This is a genomic window from Saccharopolyspora oryzae (genome assembly GCF_027853915.1).
GTDB lineage: Bacteria > Actinomycetota > Actinomycetes > Mycobacteriales > Pseudonocardiaceae > Saccharopolyspora > Saccharopolyspora oryzae.
In genome coordinates this window covers 45,814-63,489 of sequence record NZ_JAQGLA010000038.1, presented here as the reverse complement: position 1 = coordinate 63,489, position 17,676 = coordinate 45,814, and the positions used below count along the sequence as shown (strand labels likewise).

18 protein-coding genes are annotated in these 17,676 nt (G+C 69.7%); 5 read left to right on the top strand and 13 right to left on the bottom strand.

Going from position 1 to position 17,676, the window contains the following annotated elements:
• Window positions 1-36 precede the first annotated feature (36 nt).
• Window positions 37-1,536: a M1 family metallopeptidase gene (locus OU415_RS21910; protein ID WP_270950827.1), complete on the bottom strand. Its 1,500-nt coding sequence runs from the start codon at window positions 1,534-1,536 to the stop codon at window positions 37-39.
• Window positions 1,537-1,773: 237 nt separating this feature from the next.
• Entirely contained in the window at window positions 1,774-3,444 is a 1,671-nt protein-coding gene (gene menD, locus OU415_RS21905) for a 2-succinyl-5-enolpyruvyl-6-hydroxy-3-cyclohexene-1-carboxylic-acid synthase (RefSeq protein WP_270950825.1), read from the bottom strand.
• A gap of 134 nt (window positions 3,445-3,578) precedes the next feature.
• Between menD and OU415_RS21900 the strand changes: the two genes are divergently transcribed.
• The 3 genes from OU415_RS21900 to OU415_RS21890 all read left to right on the top strand — a co-directional run bounded on the left by OU415_RS21900 (window position 3,579) and on the right by OU415_RS21890 (window position 6,926).
• Window positions 3,579-4,502 (top strand): 1,4-dihydroxy-2-naphthoyl-CoA synthase, encoded by a 924-nt coding sequence (locus OU415_RS21900; protein ID WP_270950823.1) that lies wholly within the window; start codon window positions 3,579-3,581, stop codon window positions 4,500-4,502.
• Window positions 4,503-4,810: 308 nt separating this feature from the next.
• Window positions 4,811-5,995, top strand: a complete 1,185-nt coding sequence (gene menE, locus OU415_RS21895; RefSeq protein ID WP_270950821.1) for an o-succinylbenzoate--CoA ligase — start codon at window positions 4,811-4,813, stop codon at window positions 5,993-5,995.
• Between the two features lie 58 nt (window positions 5,996-6,053).
• Window positions 6,054-6,926, top strand: coding sequence for a 1,4-dihydroxy-2-naphthoate polyprenyltransferase (locus OU415_RS21890; protein ID WP_270950819.1), 873 nt, complete (start codon window positions 6,054-6,056; stop codon window positions 6,924-6,926).
• Window positions 6,927-6,983: 57 nt separating this feature from the next.
• On the opposite strand, the gene OU415_RS21885 is transcribed toward OU415_RS21890, so the two are convergent.
• The 7 genes from OU415_RS21885 to OU415_RS21855 all read right to left on the bottom strand — a co-directional run bounded on the left by OU415_RS21885 (window position 6,984) and on the right by OU415_RS21855 (window position 11,453).
• Window positions 6,984-7,460: a hypothetical protein gene (locus OU415_RS21885; protein ID WP_270950817.1), complete on the bottom strand. Its 477-nt coding sequence runs from the start codon at window positions 7,458-7,460 to the stop codon at window positions 6,984-6,986.
• 19 nt (window positions 7,461-7,479) lie between these two features.
• Window positions 7,480-7,908: a hypothetical protein gene (locus OU415_RS21880; protein WP_270950816.1), complete on the bottom strand. Its 429-nt coding sequence runs from the start codon at window positions 7,906-7,908 to the stop codon at window positions 7,480-7,482.
• 22 nt (window positions 7,909-7,930) lie between these two features.
• Window positions 7,931-8,890: a WXG100 family type VII secretion target gene (locus OU415_RS21875; protein WP_270950815.1), complete on the bottom strand. Its 960-nt coding sequence runs from the start codon at window positions 8,888-8,890 to the stop codon at window positions 7,931-7,933.
• Window positions 8,891-8,901: 11 nt separating this feature from the next.
• Window positions 8,902-9,231 (bottom strand): hypothetical protein, encoded by a 330-nt coding sequence (locus OU415_RS21870; RefSeq protein ID WP_270950814.1) that lies wholly within the window; start codon window positions 9,229-9,231, stop codon window positions 8,902-8,904.
• Between the two features lie 218 nt (window positions 9,232-9,449).
• Entirely contained in the window at window positions 9,450-10,007 is a 558-nt protein-coding gene (locus tag OU415_RS21865) for a DUF3558 family protein (protein WP_270950812.1), read from the bottom strand.
• 25 nt (window positions 10,008-10,032) lie between these two features.
• Window positions 10,033-11,130 (bottom strand): L-cysteine desulfhydrase Cds1, encoded by a 1,098-nt coding sequence (cds1, locus tag OU415_RS21860; RefSeq protein ID WP_270950831.1) that lies wholly within the window; start codon window positions 11,128-11,130, stop codon window positions 10,033-10,035.
• Window positions 11,131-11,138: 8 nt separating this feature from the next.
• Window positions 11,139-11,453 (bottom strand): DUF4229 domain-containing protein, encoded by a 315-nt coding sequence (locus tag OU415_RS21855; RefSeq protein ID WP_270950811.1) that lies wholly within the window; start codon window positions 11,451-11,453, stop codon window positions 11,139-11,141.
• Window positions 11,454-11,649: 196 nt separating this feature from the next.
• On the opposite strand from OU415_RS21855, the gene OU415_RS21850 reads away from it, so the two are divergent.
• The gene (locus OU415_RS21850; RefSeq protein ID WP_270950809.1) at window positions 11,650-11,871 is read left to right on the top strand and encodes a BldC family transcriptional regulator; all 222 of its coding nucleotides are present in this window, start codon (window positions 11,650-11,652) and stop codon (window positions 11,869-11,871) included.
• Window positions 11,872-12,174: 303 nt separating this feature from the next.
• Complete coding sequence (locus tag OU415_RS21845; RefSeq protein ID WP_270950807.1) at window positions 12,175-12,366, top strand: hypothetical protein; 192 nt, start codon at window positions 12,175-12,177, stop codon at window positions 12,364-12,366.
• An 86-nt stretch (window positions 12,367-12,452) separates the two neighbouring features.
• Here the strand turns inward: OU415_RS21845 and OU415_RS21840 are convergent, their stop codons facing one another.
• From OU415_RS21840 to OU415_RS21825, 4 genes are all read right to left on the bottom strand, one after another.
• Window positions 12,453-13,994, bottom strand: a complete 1,542-nt coding sequence (locus OU415_RS21840; RefSeq protein WP_270950806.1) for an AAA family ATPase — start codon at window positions 13,992-13,994, stop codon at window positions 12,453-12,455.
• A gap of 236 nt (window positions 13,995-14,230) precedes the next feature.
• Window positions 14,231-15,232 (bottom strand): c-type cytochrome biogenesis protein CcsB, encoded by a 1,002-nt coding sequence (ccsB, locus tag OU415_RS21835; protein WP_270950805.1) that lies wholly within the window; start codon window positions 15,230-15,232, stop codon window positions 14,231-14,233.
• On the bottom strand, window positions 15,232-16,854 hold the full coding sequence (gene resB, locus OU415_RS21830) for a cytochrome c biogenesis protein ResB (RefSeq protein ID WP_270950803.1): 1,623 nt from the start codon (window positions 16,852-16,854) through the stop codon (window positions 15,232-15,234). The genes ccsB and resB overlap by 1 nt, the downstream gene beginning before the upstream one ends.
• Complete coding sequence (locus OU415_RS21825) at window positions 16,854-17,636, bottom strand: cytochrome c biogenesis CcdA family protein (RefSeq protein ID WP_270950801.1); 783 nt, start codon at window positions 17,634-17,636, stop codon at window positions 16,854-16,856. The genes resB and OU415_RS21825 overlap by 1 nt, the downstream gene beginning before the upstream one ends.
• Window positions 17,637-17,676 lie beyond the last annotated feature (40 nt).

Here is a 17,676-nt window from a genome sequence, read left to right as displayed (position 1 = left end):
CTCTTACGACCATCGCCGCTCACGACCTCCGGGTGATCAGTGCTCGTGCAGCAGGGCGTGGGTGCGGTCGATCTCCGCGACCGCCTTGGGCGGGGCCGCCGCCACCTTGACCGCGCTGGCCGGAACGCCCGTGGCCTCGCCGACCGGCGGCTTGCCCTTGGTGAACAGCCAGGTGTTGAAGAAGTCGCCCAGCTGCTTGCCGGACTTCTGCTCCGCGAGCTGGATGAACTCCTCGACGGTGCCGGTGCTGTAGCGCTTCTCCGACACCCAGGTGCGGGCGATGTCGGTCAGCACCTCGTCGCCGACCACGTTGCGCAGCGCCTGCAGCGTCATCGCACCCCGGTCGTAGACCGCGTCGTCGAACACCGCGTCCTTGCCCGGGTCACCCGGCATGACCTGCCAGAACGGGTCGTCGTCCGGGTGCTGCGAGTAGTAGTGGTCGAACAGCTCCTGCGCGGTGCCGGTGCCCTGGGCCTCCGACCAGAGCCACTCCGCGAACGACGCGAAGCCCTCGTTGATCCAGATGTTGCGCCAGGTGTCCACCGACACCGAGTCGCCGAACCACTGGTGCGCGTTCTCGTGCACCACCACCGAGGTGTTCGCCCCGTCGCGGAAGAACAGGTGGCTGTAGGTGGGCCGGGTCTGGTTCTCCAGCGCGAAGTTCATGCCCTCGGAGGACACCAGGCCGCCCTGCGCCTCGAACGGGTAGTCACCGAGCACGCCGCTCAGGAAGTTCAAAACCTCCGGGGTGCGCTCCACGCTCGCCTTCGCCGGGCCCGCCAGCTCGCCGAGGTTGTCCGAGTAGGCAGTGATGGACGGCTGCCCGAACGCACCGGTCTTCTCGTTGATCTCGTAGTTCCCCGCGCCGAAGAACGCGAGGTAGGTGGCGGTCGGCTTGGTGGTGCGCCACTTCCAGGTCGTCCACCCGGCCAGGCTGCTGTTGTCGGTGTTCACGCCGTTGGCGACCACCTCGGTGCCGTCCGGGACGGTGACCGCGATGTCGTAGGTCGCCTTGTCCCGCGGGTGGTCGTTGCCGGGGAACCACCAGGCGGAGATCTCCGGCTGGCCGACCGCGAGCGCACCGTCGGAGGTGCGGATCCACGGGTTGAGCCCGTCGACCTCGACGGTGGACGGCACGCCCTCGTAGGAGACGACGAAGGTCGCCAGGCTGCCCTCCGGCAGCGTCTCCGACGGGGTCACCGTCAGCTCGGTGCCGTCCTGCGAGAACTGCGCCGGCTTTCCGTTGACCAGCACGGATTTCGGAGTCAGCGCGAAGTCCAGGTTGAACGCGGTCAGGTTCTGCGTCGGCTTCGCCACGATCGTCGCGGTGCCCTGCAGGTGGTCGTCCGCGGGTTGGTAGCGCAGCTGGAGGTCGTAGTGCGAGACGTCGTAGCCGCCGTTGCCGTAGCCCGGGAAGTAGTCGTCACCCGCGCCCGGCGCCCCAGGTCCGTCACCACCGGCCAGCGCCGGTGACGCGAAGATCGCCGTCGCGCAGCAGGCCGCAGCCGCCGCTCGCAGGCCGTGTCGTCGAAACACCTGCCACCTCCTCGAATTCGTGGTCCGGATCGGAGCCTAGAGAAGGTCGTGACCAGCAGGCGGCTTTTTCGTCGGCACGTTTTTCCCAGAATGTCGGGGAATCCGCGAATCACCCCGAAGGGCTATCGCAGAACCCCGCCAACTGCGGGAACGGACCGGATCGAGGGCAGCCCGCGCACCGCACCGGTGTCCCACGACATGAGAAGCCGGCAGCGGTCAGCGGTTGGCCGTCAGCGATCAGCCCAGCAGCGCGGAGCGCACCGCGGCCTGCAGCCGCTCGTGCACCGAACGCCGCGCGGATCGGTCCGCCTGGACCTCGATCACGCGTAGCCCCGGCCGCCACCGCAGCGCCTCGGCGAACTCGGACTGCTGCTGCACCAGTTCGTGCTCGATACCGTGCGCGGCGCAGAGCCTGCCGAGATCGGTGCCGTGCGGCGTGCCGAAGATCCGCTCGAACGACTCGCCGTGCTCCGGACTGCCCTGCTCGAGCAGCGAGAAGATCCCGCCGCCGTCGTCGTTGAGCACGACGATCGTCAGATCCGGCCGCGACTCGTGCGGTCCGAGCAGCAAACCGTTGCTGTCGTGCAAGAAGGTCAGGTCGCCCAGCAGCGCGTAGGCCGGTCGCCCGTGGGCGATGGCCGCGCCGATCGCGGTTGACACGGTGCCGTCGATCCCGGCCACGCCCCGGTTCCGGTGCACGACCACGTCGGGACGCTGCCGCGCGGCCAGCGCGACATCGCGCGTCGGGTTCGACGATCCCAGCACCAGCAACGCGTGCTCCGGTAAGGCGTCCACCACCGAGCGCGCTACCACCGGGCCGTTCGGCCAGTGCTCCAGGTCCAGCGCGGAGTGCAGCGCGGCGGAGGCCTTCTGGTCCGCCTGCTGCCACTCGGTCAGCCAGCCCGGATCGGCCGGAACGGCCGAGGGACCGAAGGTTTCCGCAACCTCCCGCAGGTTGTGCGCCGGTGCGGGCCAGTCGACCCCGCCGTGCGCGAGCAGCACCTCCACGTCGGTATCCGCCAACAACCGCTGCACCTGCCGGAACACCGTGGGGCGTCCGACGCACAGCACCTGCTCCGGTCGGTGCTCCCGGACGAACTCCGGCAGACCGAGCAGCCACATCCCGGTGCTGATCACCGAAGGAGCGACCGCGCCGACCGCACCGACCTCCGGCAGCACCGGCCAGCCGTACCGGTCGCCCCATTCCCCGACCCCGTCGACGTCCGAGTCCGCCGCCAGCACCAGTCCGCGCCGGGCGTGGACGCGGGACAGCGCGCTGGGCGACCGCCCGGAGTCGGAGTTCTCCGTCCACCGGGCACCGTCCGGGCGACCGTCGAGCGACTCGCACCAGTGGTCGTCGCCGGAGGGCACCAGCGGCTCCCGGAACGGGAGGTTCAGGTGCACCGGGCCGCCCCGGACGTCGCCCTTCGCGGCGTGCCACGCCCGGCACGCCTGGCTCCGCCAGTAGGCGTTCTGCCCCGGCCGGTTCTCGGCGACCGCCAGCTCGTCGAACAGGCGGATCTCGGAACCGAACAGGCGGTGCTGCTCGATGGTCTGGTTCGCACCGGCCGCCCGCAGCTCCGGCGGGCGGTCCGCGGTCAGCACGATCAGCGGCACTCCGGAGTGGAACGCCTCGCTGACCGCCGGGTGCAAGTTCGTCGCCGCGGTGCCCGACGTGCACGCGACCGCGACCGGGGCCTGCGCGCGCGCCGCCAGCCCCAGGGCCAGGAATCCCGCGCTGCGCTCGTCGATGCGCACGTGCAGCTTCAAACGCCCAGCGTGGTCGGCCTTGTACAGTGCGTAAGAGAGAGGTGCGTTGCGGGATCCCGGGGAGAGCACCACCTGCCGCACCCCGTTGCGGACGAGCTCGTCGACGATGACCTCAGCCTGAGCCGTGGACGGATTCAACCCATCACCTCTGAACCTCGTTGGCGGACCCCGGCGGAGGAGGCCATGGTCCCCCTCGCCGTCGTCCGCGCAGGTGCCGGGCTGCCGCGGGGAGGGCCCCGCGCCGAGCACTTGCTGCGCCTATTGTCCCAGGTGTGCAGAATCCCCGTGTCTCTGAGCTGTTCGATCCGGCTTCGTGGGAGCCCGTCGCGGGCTTCGACTTCACCGACATCACCTATCACCGCTGCGTCGAAGACGGCCCCGGGAAGGGCACCGTGCGCATCGCGTTCGACCGGCCCGACGTCCGCAACGCGTTCCGCCCGCACACCGTCGACGAGCTGTACCGCGCCCTGGACCACGCGCGGATGACCAGCGACGTCGGCTGCGTGCTGATCACCGGGAACGGCCCGTCCGCAAAGGACGGCGGCTGGGCGTTCTGCTCCGGTGGGGACCAGCGGATCCGCGGCCGCTCCGGGTACCAGTACGCCGACGGCGAGACCGCCGACACCGTCGACCCGGCCCGTGCCGGGCGGCTGCACATCCTCGAGGTGCAGCGGCTGATCCGCTTCATGCCCAAGGTCGTCATCGCCGTGGTGCCGGGCTGGGCCGCCGGTGGCGGGCACAGCCTGCACGTGGTGTGCGATCTCACGCTGGCCAGCGCCGAGCACGCCAAGTTCAAGCAGACCGACGCCGACGTCGGCAGCTTCGACGGCGGTTTCGGCTCGGCCTACCTCGCCCGCCAGGTCGGCCAGAAGTTCGCCCGCGAGATCTTCTTCCTGGGCCGCCCCTACAGCGCCGAGCAGGCGCACCAGATGGGCATGGTCAACGCCGTCGTCCCGCACGAGGAGCTCGAGACCACCGCGCTGCAGTGGGCCCGCGAGATCAACGGCAAGTCCCCGACCGCGCAGCGCATGCTCAAGTACGCGTTCAACGCCATCGACGACGGACTGGTCGGCCAGCAGCTGTTCGCCGGCGAGACCACCCGCCTCGCCTACATGACCGACGAGGCCGTCGAAGGGCGCGACTCGTTCCTGGAGAAGCGGGACCCCGACTGGTCCTCCTTCCCCTGGTACTACTGAGTCGAGGTCCGGTACTCCGCCCACGTCGCTGCGCGACTGCGCAGCTTCGGCGGCGGAGTCCTCGGGATCACCCCCGGGCGGGCCCGTTCCAGCACGGGCCCGGAACCGGCCGTCCTGTTCGCCCATCGGCCAGCCTTCGAACAGGTCAGCAGGGCACACGAGCACGATCAGAACCATCATCTTCGGACTCCTTCCAAGCGCGTACCCAATAGATCGACCGCCCTCTTCGAACAATTGATCGCTAGAACAGGTGATCGATGCCGGGAATCACGCGAGCGCAGCTCAGGAGCCGGTCGACAATGGAGCCCATGCCGAACGCCCGCCACCTGCAGCCACTCCCCGTGCCGCCCGGAGCGGACGCGCTGGACGTCCTCCCCGCGCTGGAGCGGGCACTCGACGGCGAGGGCCCGGCCCTGCTCCCGGTGCGCAGCGACGACGGCGCGGAATCCCGCCGGCTCGCCGAAGCGCTGGCCGGCCCGCTGACCTCCGGAGAAGACGCCGACGAAGACCCGACAGCCCTGGTCATCGCCACGTCAGGCTCCACCGGCACCCCGAAGGGCGTGCTGCTGACGGCCTCCGCCCTGCGCGCCTCCGCCGAGGCCACCCACCGCCGCCTCGGAGGTCCCGGTCACTGGCTGCTGGCGATGCCCGCGCACCACATCGCCGGGGTCCAGGTCCTGGTCAGAGCCCTGCTCGCCGGTACCCGCCCGGATGCCGTGGACACCGCGGACGGCTTCCGCCCGGACAACTTCGCCACGGCCGCACATCGCGTCCTGGCCGCGGACGGCCCGCACTACACCGCGTTGGTGCCCACCCAGCTGTCCCGGCTGATCAGCGCAGGTGGCGACGGCCTCGCAGCACTCCGGAAGTTCGACGGGGTGCTGCTCGGAGGCGCCGCGACCCCGCCCGCCCTCCTGCGTCGAGCACTCGACGGCGGCGTCCGCGTGACCACGACTTACGGGATGAGCGAAACCGCAGGTGGATGCGTGTACGACGGGCAACCGCTGGACATCGCGGAGGTCCGCATCGACGGCGGGACGGGTCCGGTGCTGCTGAGCGGACCGATGCTGGCCAGGGGATATCGCCACCAGCCGGAGGCCGGCGCGTTCGTCGACGGCTGGTTCCGGACCGGGGACCTCGGCCGCTGGCACGACGGTCGGCTGGAGGTCCTCGGCCGCGCCGACGACATGATCATCACGGGTGGCGTCAACGTCGCCCCGCTGCCGGTCGAGCGGGTCCTCGCCGAACAGCCGGGCGTCCGCGAGGCGTGCGTGCTCGGCGTCGCCGACCCGGAGTGGGGCCAAGCGGTCGTCGCGGCGATCGTGCCGTCCGACCAGGCACGACCACCGTCCGAATCGGATTTGCGCGCCGCCGTCCGAGCGGGCTTGAACTCCGCCTCCGCCCCGAAGCGCTTCGCCTTCATCCCGGAACTACCGCTGCGCGGCCCGGGCAAGCCGGATCGCCGGGCGCTCGCAGCGTTCTTCCAGGCCTGAGGCGCTCATCGGGGAGGCTGCCACCGCCGGGTGACACCGGTAGGCGAAGATGGCTGGCATGGCGACTGTTGCGCAGTGGATCGAGGGAGCTCGGATCCGCACCTTCCCGAACGCGATCGCGCCGGTGCTCGCCGGGACCGGCGCCGCCGCAGGGGTCGACGGGTTCAACCCGCTGATCGCGGTCCTCGCCCTCGTGGTCTCGATGTTCCTCATCATCGGGGTGAACTTCGCCAACGACTACTCCGACGGCATCCGGGGCACCGATGACGACCGGGTCGGCCCGTTCCGGCTGGTCGGATCCGGCGCCGCCGAGCCGGGCTCGGTGCGCACCGCGGCCTGGACCTGCTTCGGGCTCGCCGCGATCGCCGGCCTGGGCGTGGTCTACCTCAGCGGGCAGTGGTGGATGCTCGCCGTCGGCGCGCTCTGCATCGCCGGCGCCTGGTACTACACCGGCGGCAAGCGGCCCTACGGCTACGCGGGATTCGGCGAGCTGGCCGTGTTCGTCTTCTTCGGACTGATCGCGGTGCTGGGCACCATGTACGTGCAGGCCGGAACGATCAGCGGCTTCGGCATCGGCGCCGCGGTCGGTGTCGGCTCGCTGTCCAGCGCGGTGCTGGTGGCCAACAACCTGCGCGACATCCCGTCCGACCGCGTCACCGGCAAGCGCACCCTGGCCGTGCTGCTCGGCGACCGGGACACCCGGACCCTCTACGTCGCGCTGGCGCTGGTCCCGTTCCTGATCACGGTGCTGATCGGCCTGCGGAACTCGTGGGTGCTGCTCGGCTTCGCCGCGCTGCTGCCCCTCGTCGTCCCGCTGCGAGCGGTGATCTCCGGAGCCCAGGGCCGCAAGCTGATCCCGGCGCTGCGCGACACCGGCCTCGCGATGCTCATCTGGGCGATCGTCACGGGCCTCGCCCTCTCTTTCGGCTGATCTCAGAACGAACGGCCCGTCCACCGCGCTGGTGGACGGGCCGTTCGCTTTGCCCAGTCAGGCCCGCGCCTTGCGGCTGCCGAGGCCGAAGACGCTCACCGCCAGGAACGGTCCGGCGGCGATGATCGCGGCGCCGAACTGCACGATCCGGTTCTTGGTGGCCAGCTCGTAGTTCGAGACCTCGGAACCGACCCGGATCTTCACCGGGGTCGTGCACGACATCTGGGCCTCGCCGGAGAACCACGGGGTGACCGTGTTCACGGTCCGGCGCTGCTCCGCGCGGTAGGTGTTGATGTCGCGCGTCTCGCCGTTGTCCGGGACGACCTTGCAGACCGCGTCCTTGCCGCTCTGCGTGCTGGTGACCAGCATCTCCTCGCCATTCCAGCGGTAGTACGGCCCGGTGGAGCCGTCCGCCGTGCTGGCCTTCGCCAACGAGGTGCCGCTGAACATCGCCATGCCCAGGAACACCGCAGCGACCAGACCGACCAGGACACCCCAGCCGATGGTGATGCCGATCAGGGTCTTGCGGTTCATAGTCGAATCACTCAGTCCCTCACCGCAGGAACGAATCCGGCGGTTCGTCGTCGTAGGTGTCCTCCGGGGCGCGGTTCGGGTCGTTGTTGATGACCGTCGCCGTGTCGTACCCGGCGTCGAGCAGCTCCTTGGCCTGCTGCATGTTCTCCACGCTCTTCGAGAACGCGGACTGCACCGACTCGTCGCGCAGCGCCTCGCCGCTGGCGATGTCCTGCCAGCTGAACTCGCCCGCGTCGATCCGCGCCTGCAGAGCCGCGATCTCCGGTGGCGCCTGGCCGGATCGGATGCGCTGCTCGATGTCCTCGATCTGCTCGTCGTTCAGCTTGATCTCGGGCAGCGCAGCCTCGTACGCGGTGGCGCGCTCCAGCGCCTGCTCCGCCTGGAGCAGGCGCTCCTCGAACATCGCCTCCGCATCGCGGATCTCCGGCGTCTTCCAGTCCTCACTCACGTCGCGTCATCCTCCTCGACCATCACAGGCTGCCGGACGCCAGCGTCTGATACCCCGAATTTCCGCCAGAACCCGTTCCTCCGGTGCCGGTTCCGCCGGTCCCACCGCCGGATCCGTTCCCACCGCCAGAACCGTTCCCGCCGGACCCGCCGCCCGAGCCACCGCCGGAACCGCCGGTCGCGGCGGTCTTCACCCCGGTCGCGGCATCCTTGACACCGGTCGCGGAGTCCTTGACCCCGGTGGCCTTCTCCTTGACGTCGGTGATGTCGTCCTTCGCCTGCACGCCGACGTTGACCACGTCGCCGAGGCTGTTCGCGTCCTTGATCTTGGCCAGGTTGGTGCCGGCGTTCTTGATCGACTCGACCAGCGACACGACCGAGTCGTACATGTTCTTCAGCGCCTCGAAGAGCTCGAGGATCGACATGACGATCTCGACGCACTTCTCGACGTTGCGCACCACGTTGGCCCAGCCCGCGACCGGGATCCACCCGGTGGCCGCGGTCTCGATCAGCCGGTCGACCAGCTTCTTGATCAGCTCCAAGGCCTTGTCGGTCATCTTCCGCGACATCTCCGCGGCCTTGGTGAAGCCCTTGCCGATCAGCTTCGCCAGCATGGCGTCGCCCTCGAGCGCGACGGTCCAGGTCGAGACCAGCAGCGTCTCGAACGCCACCGCACCCGCACCGTCCCAGCTTTCGCGCAGGTCGCTGATGCCCTGGTTCAGGTTCTTCCGAATAGCCCGCAGCGCATCGCCGACCTGCCCCCAGGCCTCGGCGTTGGTCTCGATCTTCGAGAAGTCGCCGGTGATCGGCGAGATGAGGGTTTCGATCAGGTTCTCGCCGGTGACCTTCTCGTAGACCCAGTTGACCGCCTGGACCTGCCAGCCGGCGTCCTCGATCGCCTGCTGCTGCGATTCCTTGTTGCTCTCGCTGGGATCCGCTTTCAGGACCGCTATCGGGTCTTCAGCGTCCGCGAACGAAGCCATTCCCCATCCCCTCAGATCTTGATGTCGTCGAGCTCGGCCTGGATCTTCTGGAACATCGACGAGACCTTCTGCTCGATCTCCTCGTACTCCGCGGAGGCATCGGCCAGGTCGTCCTTGACCTTCAGCAGAGCGCTGTTGGCCCATTCCAGGGTTTCGCCGTACATCGCGGTCACCATCTCGACGACGGGGATGAGCACCATCATCAACCCGGTGAAACCGCTGGTGTCGGAGGCGGTGTTCTCCGCCCACTCATCGATCTTCTTGAAATGCCCGGCGTTCCGCTCCAGAAGGCCTTCGAAGCCCTTCATCTCCTCTGGAATCGCCTTGAGGTTCTCGGCCATCCGACCCCCCGACTCGCGCCACAATCCGTCAGGGCCATATGACGGCACGTCGCACTCGCGCGTTCCCGGAATTCAGGACTTGTTCTCCAGTCGTGACAAGCCGTGCCGCAATTGCCGGTTTCAGCCGAAAAATGCGGGCGAACCGGACCGAATTGCCGATTCGACCGATCGCCCGGTGCAGCGCCGGAAGTCCGAATTCGCTCGCCGGAAAGGCGCGACTAGCGGACCAGCGCGGGCAGCACGTATTCGGTGACGGACTCCGCCGTGCGGCAGTCGTCCGAATCCGCTTCCGCCTCGGACACCGAGACCTGCAGGGTTCCGCCGGCGACACCCGCGTAGATGGTGCAGTCGCTCGCGCGCAGAGCCCGGGTGCCGCGGATGTCGCCGAGCTCCACCTCGTCCCGGCCGAGGTCGCCGAAGCCCTCCCGCTGCGCCCCGATCAGCACCGAGCGCGTGCCGGAATCGGAGTCGAAGCGGCAACCGCGCACCTGCTGACCGAGTTCGCGCGGCCGTCCGCTGCCGACGGCGAAGGTCAACGACCCGAGTTCCGCCGGGTCGACCAGTCCGCAGATCTGGTCGGCGGACAGCTGCGCGAGGTGCTGGCGCTGCTCCGGCGGGATGTTCCGGGTGATCGAGGGCACCGCGGACTCCGTTGCCGATTCCTCCGCCGAGGTCGTCGGCGCCGACGACTCCGCGGGCTGCGGCGACTGCTCGGAACCGCATCCGGCCACCGCGGCGAGCAACGCCGCCCCGGCAACCCAACCCCAACGCCTCACCGGCACCAACCTTCCTGCTCCGCGCTCATTCCGCCCGGAACTCGCCGGTCGCGTGGAAGCGCTCCAGAACCGCGCGCGGCGCGTCCAGGTCCATGCCGCGGGCGGCGACCCACTCGTCGTCGTAGTAGGTGTTCGCGTACCGCTCGCCGCCGTCGCAGAGCAGCGTCACGATGCTTCCGCGCCGCCCCTGCGCGAGCATCTCCGAGGCGAGGGCGAACACGCCCCACAGGTTGGTCCCGGTGGATCCGCCGACCCGCCGGCCCAGCACCTGCTCGACGTAGCGGATGGTGGCGATCGAGGCGGCGTCCGGAACCTTGATCATCCGGTCGATGGCCTGCCCGACGAAGGACGGCTCGACGCGCGGGCGGCCGATGCCCTCGATCAGCGAGCCGCGATCGCTGGTGCGCTCGGGGTCGCCGTCCCGCCAGGCGTCGAAGAACACCGAGCACTCCGGGTCGACCACGGCGAGCTCGGTGCGGTGGCACCGGTACCGCAGGTATCGGCCGATGGTGGCGCTCGTACCGCCGGTGCCGGCACCGACCACGACCCAGGTCGGCTCGGCGTGCGGTTCCAGCGCCAGCTGCTCGAAGATCGATTCGGCGATGTTGTTGTTGCCGCGCCAGTCGGTGGCCCGCTCGGCGTGGGTGAACTGGTCCATGAAGTGACCGCCGAGCTCAGCGGCCAACCGGCGCGACTCGGTGTAGATGGCGCCCGGCTCGTCCACGAAGTGGCAGCGACCGCCGTGCCACTCGATCAGCGACACCTTCTCGCGGCTGGTGGAGCGGGGCATCACCGCGATGAACGGCAGCCCCAGCAGCCGGGCGAAATAGGCCTCGGACACCGCGGTGGAACCGGAAGAGGCCTCGATCACGGGTGTGTTCTCGGTCACCCAACCGTTGCAAATCGCGTAGAGGAACAGGGATCGGGCCAAGCGGTGCTTGAGCGAACCAGTCGGATGTGTTGACTCGTCCTTGAGGTAGAGGTCGATCCCCCACTCCGCGGGCAGCGGATACCGCAGGAGGTGCGTGTCCGCGCTGCGGTTCGCATCGGCCTCGATGATCCGGACCGCCTCGCTGGTCCAGGCCCTGGTCCGCGCGCAGGAGCGGTCGATGCTGCTGACCATCCCCGCGCTCACCCGGCGTCCGCGGCCCGGTCGCCGCGCAGCTGCGCCAGGAGTTCTTCACGGTGGGCTTTACGAACCTCGGCGCGCTCGGCCATCCCGGTCGCGACCCGGCGGCGCAGCTTGCCGAAGACCAGCAGCGACAGCGGCATCACCACCACGACGGACACCGCGAGCGCGACCAGCGCGGGCACCTGGGCCAGCATCAGCAGCGCGGCAACCAGGATCACCATGGCGAACCTGGCGACGGTGTACAGCGCGATGTCGCGGGCGAGAGTCGACTTCGCCCCCCGGGCCGTGGTTTCGGACTCCTGCTGTTCCTGCACGTCACCAGGGTAGAGCAAACGACCGCCGAACCGGCCGGGCGGCCGTCGGCGGCGGGCTCGCGAGCCGCCCGAAGCGCCGTTTTCGTCCCTTACCTTCCCTTTACCTAAACCCAAATGTTCGAGTACCTGGCCCTCGAGGTGCCAGGATGCGACCGGATTGCCCGAATAAATCTCTCGCAACTCGTGGAGGTCCCCTGTGACCGCAACTACCCAGCCGCGCCAGAACGGCCAGGAGCAGCTCCTCACCCCGGGTGAGGTCGCGACCCTCTTCCGCGTGGACCCCAAGACCGTGACCCGGTGGGCCACCGCCGGCCGCATCGGCTCGATCCGGACGCCCGGCGGCCACCGCCGCTTCCGCGAGTCCGAGGTCCGCGCGCTGCTCGCCGAGCTCACCAACGACGTCAACCGCTCCATCTGAGCGTCCGTCGGCCGAACTAGTCCTGCGTGCGGCCCGAGGTAGTGCATCGGGTTCCCGGCACGCGCAAGACCAGTTCCCGGACGAGCGCTGAGACATCGGCTGCTCGCCAGCGCCCCTCACCGGCGAGCGCTCCAGACGCAGATCTGAACATCGCCCGCGGTCCGGCGACGACCGCCGGTCCAGGTGGTGCCTCGTTCCCACGCGAGGCATCACCTGGATCCGCCCCGGCGCGGCTACCTCCGACGCGGACAACCGAGGCCGGAATTGGCTAATCTCGGAAGCGGCAGAGTTGGAGGTGGCCCGATGATCTACGTCCTGGCAGCGATCGGTGCGCTCACGATCGCGGTGCTGATGTGGAAGGCGTTCGGCCCCGTCTCGGCCGGTCCGGAGCGGCCCGGCCCACGGCAGGCGCCGATCGCGCCCGACGACGACCCCGAGTTCCTGCGCCGCTTGGACGAGCAGCAGCGCAAATCACGGCCCTCGGAAGACGACTGAGGACCGTTCTCCGAACTCGGATCCACGGGTAGCGGAACCTCAGACCACGTCTGAGGTTCGCCATCCCCGGCTGGTGAAACCCCTGCTCAGCTCTGCCGGTTGCGCCCCGGCGCGTGCGGGAAGTCGTCCGCCACGATCGCCGCCAGCTCCAGCAGCGCCAACTGCGTCGGCGCGCCCAACTGGTCCAGCTCCACCTCGGCGCCCTCCTCCAGGTGCGGGTCGAACGGGATCTTCGACACCGCGCGGCAGCGCGAGCTGAAGTGCGCGGTCAGCTTGTCCACGTCGACCTTGCCGGAGCCCGGGCGCACCGAGTTGATCACCGCCACGGACCTGGCCACCAGGTCGCCGTAGCCGTGCGCGTCCAACCAGTCCAATGTGGCCGATGCGCTGCGCGCGCCGTCGATCGAGCTGGACGAGACGATCACCAGCGAGTCGGCGAGGTCCAGCACGCCCTTCATCGCGGAGTGCATCAGACCGGTGCCGCAGTCGGTGAGCACGACGTTGTAGAAGTGCTCCAGCAGCGTGACGGTGCGCCGGTAGTCGTCCTCGCTGAACGCCTCCGAGACGGCCGGATCCTGTTCGCTGGCCAGCACTTCCAGCCGGGACGGGCCCTGCGAGGTGTAGGCGCGGACATCGCTGTACTTGCGGATCCGGTGCGCGTCGCGCAGCAGGTGCCGCACCGTCGCGGTGGTCTCCAGCGGGATCTTCTGCGCCAGGGTGCCGCGGTCCGGGTTCGCGTCGACCGCGATCACCCGGTCGCCCCGCAACGAGGAGAACGTGGAGCCGAGGGTGGCGGTCGTGGTCGTCTTGCCCACGCCGCCCTTCAGGCTCAGCATCGCGATCTTGTAGCAGCCCTGCAGCGGCTGGTTGACCCGCGAGATCAGCTCGCGGCGGCGCCGATCGGCCGGCCCCTCGCCGAAGTTGACCGTCTTCCCGCTGGCCAGGTAGACGGCCTTGCGCCACCCGGATTGGGGAGACCTTTTGGTCTGCCGGAGCAGCTGAGCGGACGAGAGGTCCTGGCCGAATGGCCGATCCCCCTGGCCCGCGTTCGGGGCAGCCTGGGGGTATGGCGAAAACGACTGCTGCGGGCCAGGTTGCGGCCCGCCCTGGGGATTCTGCGGCGGGTACTGCTGGCCGACCGGGTACGGCCCGGACGGCCCTCCCGCGGCTGGCGCGTACGGGCCGGAGGGCCCACCGGACACCGGCGGGTACGGACCCGACTGCCCACCGGAAACCGGCGGGAAGGGACCGGACTGTCCACCGGAGACCGAGTACGGACCCGACTGGACCCCGGGCACCTGCTGGTGCGGACCGGAAGCCGTCGGATCGACGAACTGGGACTGGTGCGGGCCGGACTGAGAGGGGTCGCCGTATGCACCGGCCGGCGCGCCACCCGGGTAGTACGGCTGCGGTGCTTCACCGGCCGGGTTGCCGGACTGGTCGACCTGGGACGGGTCGACGTACGACGGAGTCGGGTGCGCCGGCCGGGTTGCCGGCTCGACGTACTGGCCGTCGGGCGCGGCCGGTGCCGCCCCCGAGCTGCCGGACTCGACGTCCGCGCCGTCGGGCTGCGCCGCGGTGGTCCCCGCGTTCCGCTGCGCTTCGGGCTCTTCGTACTGTCCGGTCACCGTTGCCGTCCCTCCCACGATCGAGCCGGGCCCTGCCGGACCGAATCGAGAACTCCCCGTCTCCGCAAGGCACGGTAGTCGCAGAGCTACCCGCAAGTCACCGGGGGTCGGCGCTCGCTTCCCCCGGTTCTCGGCCCCAGCAGGGCGTGAACTGCGCAGGTGGCGGGCTGTTCACGCCGGAGTCCACTGCGCGCGGCGGACTTCCCTCGACGCCCCGGTGGGCGCCGATCATCCGCTCACAGTCCAGCGTAAGAGTGAAGACCGGCGACAACGATGTTGATGAAGAACAGGTTGAAGATCATGACCGCGAGCCCCAGGATGTTGATCCACGCGGCGCGCACCCCGCGCCAGCCCGCGGTGGCGCGGGCGTGCAGGTACGCGGCGTAGACGACCCAGGCGACGAAGGAGCAGGTCTCCTTGGGGTCCCAGCCCCAGAACCGGCCCCAGGCCGCTTCCGCCCAGATCGCGCCCGCGACGATGGCGAACGTCCACACCGGGAAGATGATCACGGTGGCCCGGTAGGCGACGCGGTCCAGCGCCTGGCTGGTGGGCAGCCGGGAGCCGATCTTCGTCATCTTCAGCGGGTTGTTCTCGTACCGGCAGCGCAGCAGGTAGAGCACGCTGGCCACACCGCCGAACACGAAGACACCGCTGGAGACGATCGCCGCCGCGACGTGGATCACGATCCAGTAGGACTGCAGCGCCGGGATCAACGGTGCCGCCTGCGCGTAAAGCACCGTGCCGGACAGGAAGAGCAGCAGCACCACCGGCAGCATCAGGAATCCGCCGAGCCCGCGCAGCTGCGACGAGGTCGTGTCGCGACGAGCGGTGCGCGTCTGCCGGAACAGCACGACCAACCAGGCCAGCACGGAAGCGAGGCAGATCGCCGAGCCGAACTCGTACATGTTGCCCCACGGCACCCGGCCCGTGGCCAGACCGCGCAGCAGCAAGGAGGAGAAGTGCACCACCGCGCCGAGCGACGTCATGGCGACGGCCATGCCGCCGAGCCGCTCGGAGAACGGCCGCTTCTCCGGGGCCGGCACGTGCCCGACCACCGGTGTCGAGCCGGAATCCCCGCTGCCGGCACCGACCAGGGCCGATTCGCGCTTGCGCTCGACCGCCCCGACCCGTCCCCGGGAGAACTCCGCGAAGTACAGCAGCATCGCGAGGATGTAGACCACCACCGAGGTGGCGTAGGCCATGTCGCTGTAGGTCGACAGCGTCTCGTTGACCGGCATCAGCTCTTCCTTTCGCGCGCGGGGCCAGCGACCGCGCGGGATTTCGGCGAGTGGTCGACATCCGTGCCGAGGAGGTCAGCGGCGAGCCTGGTGAACTCCTCGCCGTACCCGGCTTGATCGGTGCGGGCGAGTCCACCGACTTCGACAACGGTACGTCCGGAACCGGATCCGTCCGGGTCTGGGTGCGGCACGGCGCGGACCCACACCCGGCGCCGCTTGATCATCAGCGAGGTGCTGATGCCGAAGATGATCAGAACGGAGAACAGCAGCACCCACGACTGGAACGGGTCGTGCGACACCTGCAGGTTGGCCCAGCGCTCGACGCCGTCGAAGCGGACCGAGGTGCCGTCGTCGAGGCGGACCTCCTCGCCGACGTGCAGGTTCTGGCGGGCCACCCGCTGGAGCCTGCCCTGGTCCACCATGGACTGGTCCACGCCGAAGATCGACTGACCGCGGCCGGCGTCGAGTCCGAGGTCGCCGCGCAGCACGTCGACGGCCACGGCCGGGTCCTTCAGGTCCGGGAAGCTGGAGCTGAGGATGGCGCCGTCGAAGGACGCGGTGGGCGCGAACAGGCCGGTCACGGCGAGCTGCTTCTGGCGCCGCTGCGCGTCGTCGACCACGCCGGGCGGGTCGAACTTGGTCGCACCCTGGGAGAGCATCGTCTGCGGAACGGCCGGCTGCCACTGGATGACGCCGGTGCGCTTCTGCCCGTCCGGGAAGGTGACGGTGAAGCGCGGCGCGTAGCCGTTGCCGGTCAGGTAGATGCGGTCGCCCACGATGCGCAGCGGGTGGTTGACCTGCAGCAAGTACGGCTGCCACTTGTTGGCGGCCAGGTCGTCGTCGGCCTGGTACTCCATGTCGACCCGGTAGTCGCCGACCTGCCCGTTGGGCTGGTAGTCGATGTCGAAGTCCTTGACGCGCACGCAGAACGGGCTGAGCTGGGTGCCGTCGACGTTGAGACCGGCGCGGAAGGAGTCGTAGTTGTAGGTACCGGAGTTGCAGAACTCGGAGCCGTCGGCCACCACGATGACCTGGCCCTCGTAGCCGTAGAGCTTGCCGCCCGCGACGCCGATCAGCAGGCCCACCAAGGCGAAGTGGAAGACGAGGTTGCCGATCTCGCGCAGGAAACCGCGTTCCGCGCTGATCGACTTCGCGCCGTCGTCCTCGTCCCGCTCGACCATCCGCCACCCGCGCAGCCGGGTGCGGGCCGAGGCCATGACCTCGTCGACCGAGGCGTCGAGGGTGCCCTGCTCGTGGTGCGGCATCCGGGAGAGGTTGCGCGGCGTGCGCACCGGCTTGCTGCGCCACTGCTTGTAGTACTCGTAGCAGCGCGGCAGCAGGCAGCCGATCAGGGAGATGAACAGCAGCACGTAGATGGAGGCGAACCAGACGGAGCTGAAGACCTCGAAGGCACCGACCTTGTCCAGGAGCGGCGCGAGCTTCGGGTATTCGGCGAAGTACTTGTCCACTTCGGCCTGGTTCAGCGAGCGCTGCGGGATCAGCGCGCCCGGCAGCGCGGCCAGGGCGAGCAGGAACAGCAGCACCAGCGCGGTGCGCATGGACGTCAGCCCGCGCCAGGTGTTGCGCAGGAACGCCAGCGCCGTCTTCAGAGGTCCGCGCATCAGAGGATCGTCTCGTATCCGGCGATCGGGCCACGGAGCAAGGCGATCAAATCTCCCCACAAACCGGTGACGAGCAGCAGGCCGACGACGACCAGCAGCACCCCACCTGCGATCTGGATGACACGTCCGTTCCGGCGCAGCCAGTCCGCGCTGCGCAGCGCCCACCGGGCGCCGAGGGCCAGCAGCACGAACGGCAGTCCCAGGCCCAGGCAGTACGCGGCGATCAGCAGGACGCCGCGGACCACCGTGCCGGTCGAACCGTCGGTGGCGATGGCAATGGAGGTCACCCCGGTCAGGGTCGGCCCGAGGCACGGGGTCCAACCGAGGCCGAACACCGCGCCGAGCAGCGGGGCTCCCCAGATACCGGCGCGCGGTACCCGGTGGATGCGCACATCGCGCTGCAGCGCGGGCACCAGCCCGATGAACACCAGGCCCATCGCGACGGTGACCACACCACCGATGCGCTGCAGCAAGAGCTCGTTGGCCAGGAGCGCATCGGACAGGCCGAGCAGCAGCAGCGTTCCGGAGGCGAAGACGACGGTGAACCCGGCGACGAACAGCAGCGCCGCCCCGGCGACCCGCCAACGGCCGCGCCGCGACCCGTCGACCTCGGCCGCCTCCACGGGCGGGGTTTCAGCTCCGACGACGCCCGCCAGATAGGCCAGGTACCCCGGCACCAGGGGCACCACGCAGGGCGAAGCGAAGCTGATCGTCCCGGCCAGCACCGCGAGAGCCGCCGCGAACAGCAGCGGTCCGGACGCGGCGAGGTCAGTGGGGTTCACACCTCGAGGGTAGGAAAGTCAAGACCACCACGATGCACCG

Bases quoted from the DNA above. Each gene is read 5' to 3' on its own strand.
- ccsB (WP_270950805.1), bottom strand. From the start codon at position 15,232: ATGCCGGTCAACGAGACGCTGTCGACCTACAGCGACATGGCCTACGCC.
- OU415_RS21885 (WP_270950817.1), bottom strand. From the start codon at position 7,460: ATGAACCGCAAGACCCTGATCGGCATCACCATCGGCTGGGGTGTCCTG.
- menE (WP_270950821.1), top strand. From the start codon at position 4,811: ATGCCGAACGCCCGCCACCTGCAGCCACTCCCCGTGCCGCCCGGAGCG.
- OU415_RS21845 (WP_270950807.1), top strand. From the start codon at position 12,175: ATGATCTACGTCCTGGCAGCGATCGGTGCGCTCACGATCGCGGTGCTG.
- resB (WP_270950803.1), bottom strand. From the start codon at position 16,854: ATGCGCGGACCTCTGAAGACGGCGCTGGCGTTCCTGCGCAACACCTGG.
- OU415_RS21890 (WP_270950819.1), top strand. From the start codon at position 6,054: ATGGCGACTGTTGCGCAGTGGATCGAGGGAGCTCGGATCCGCACCTTC.
- OU415_RS21870 (WP_270950814.1), bottom strand. From the start codon at position 9,231: ATGGCCGAGAACCTCAAGGCGATTCCAGAGGAGATGAAGGGCTTCGAA.
- OU415_RS21875 (WP_270950815.1), bottom strand. From the start codon at position 8,890: ATGGCTTCGTTCGCGGACGCTGAAGACCCGATAGCGGTCCTGAAAGCG.
- cds1 (WP_270950831.1), bottom strand. From the start codon at position 11,130: ATGGTCAGCAGCATCGACCGCTCCTGCGCGCGGACCAGGGCCTGGACC.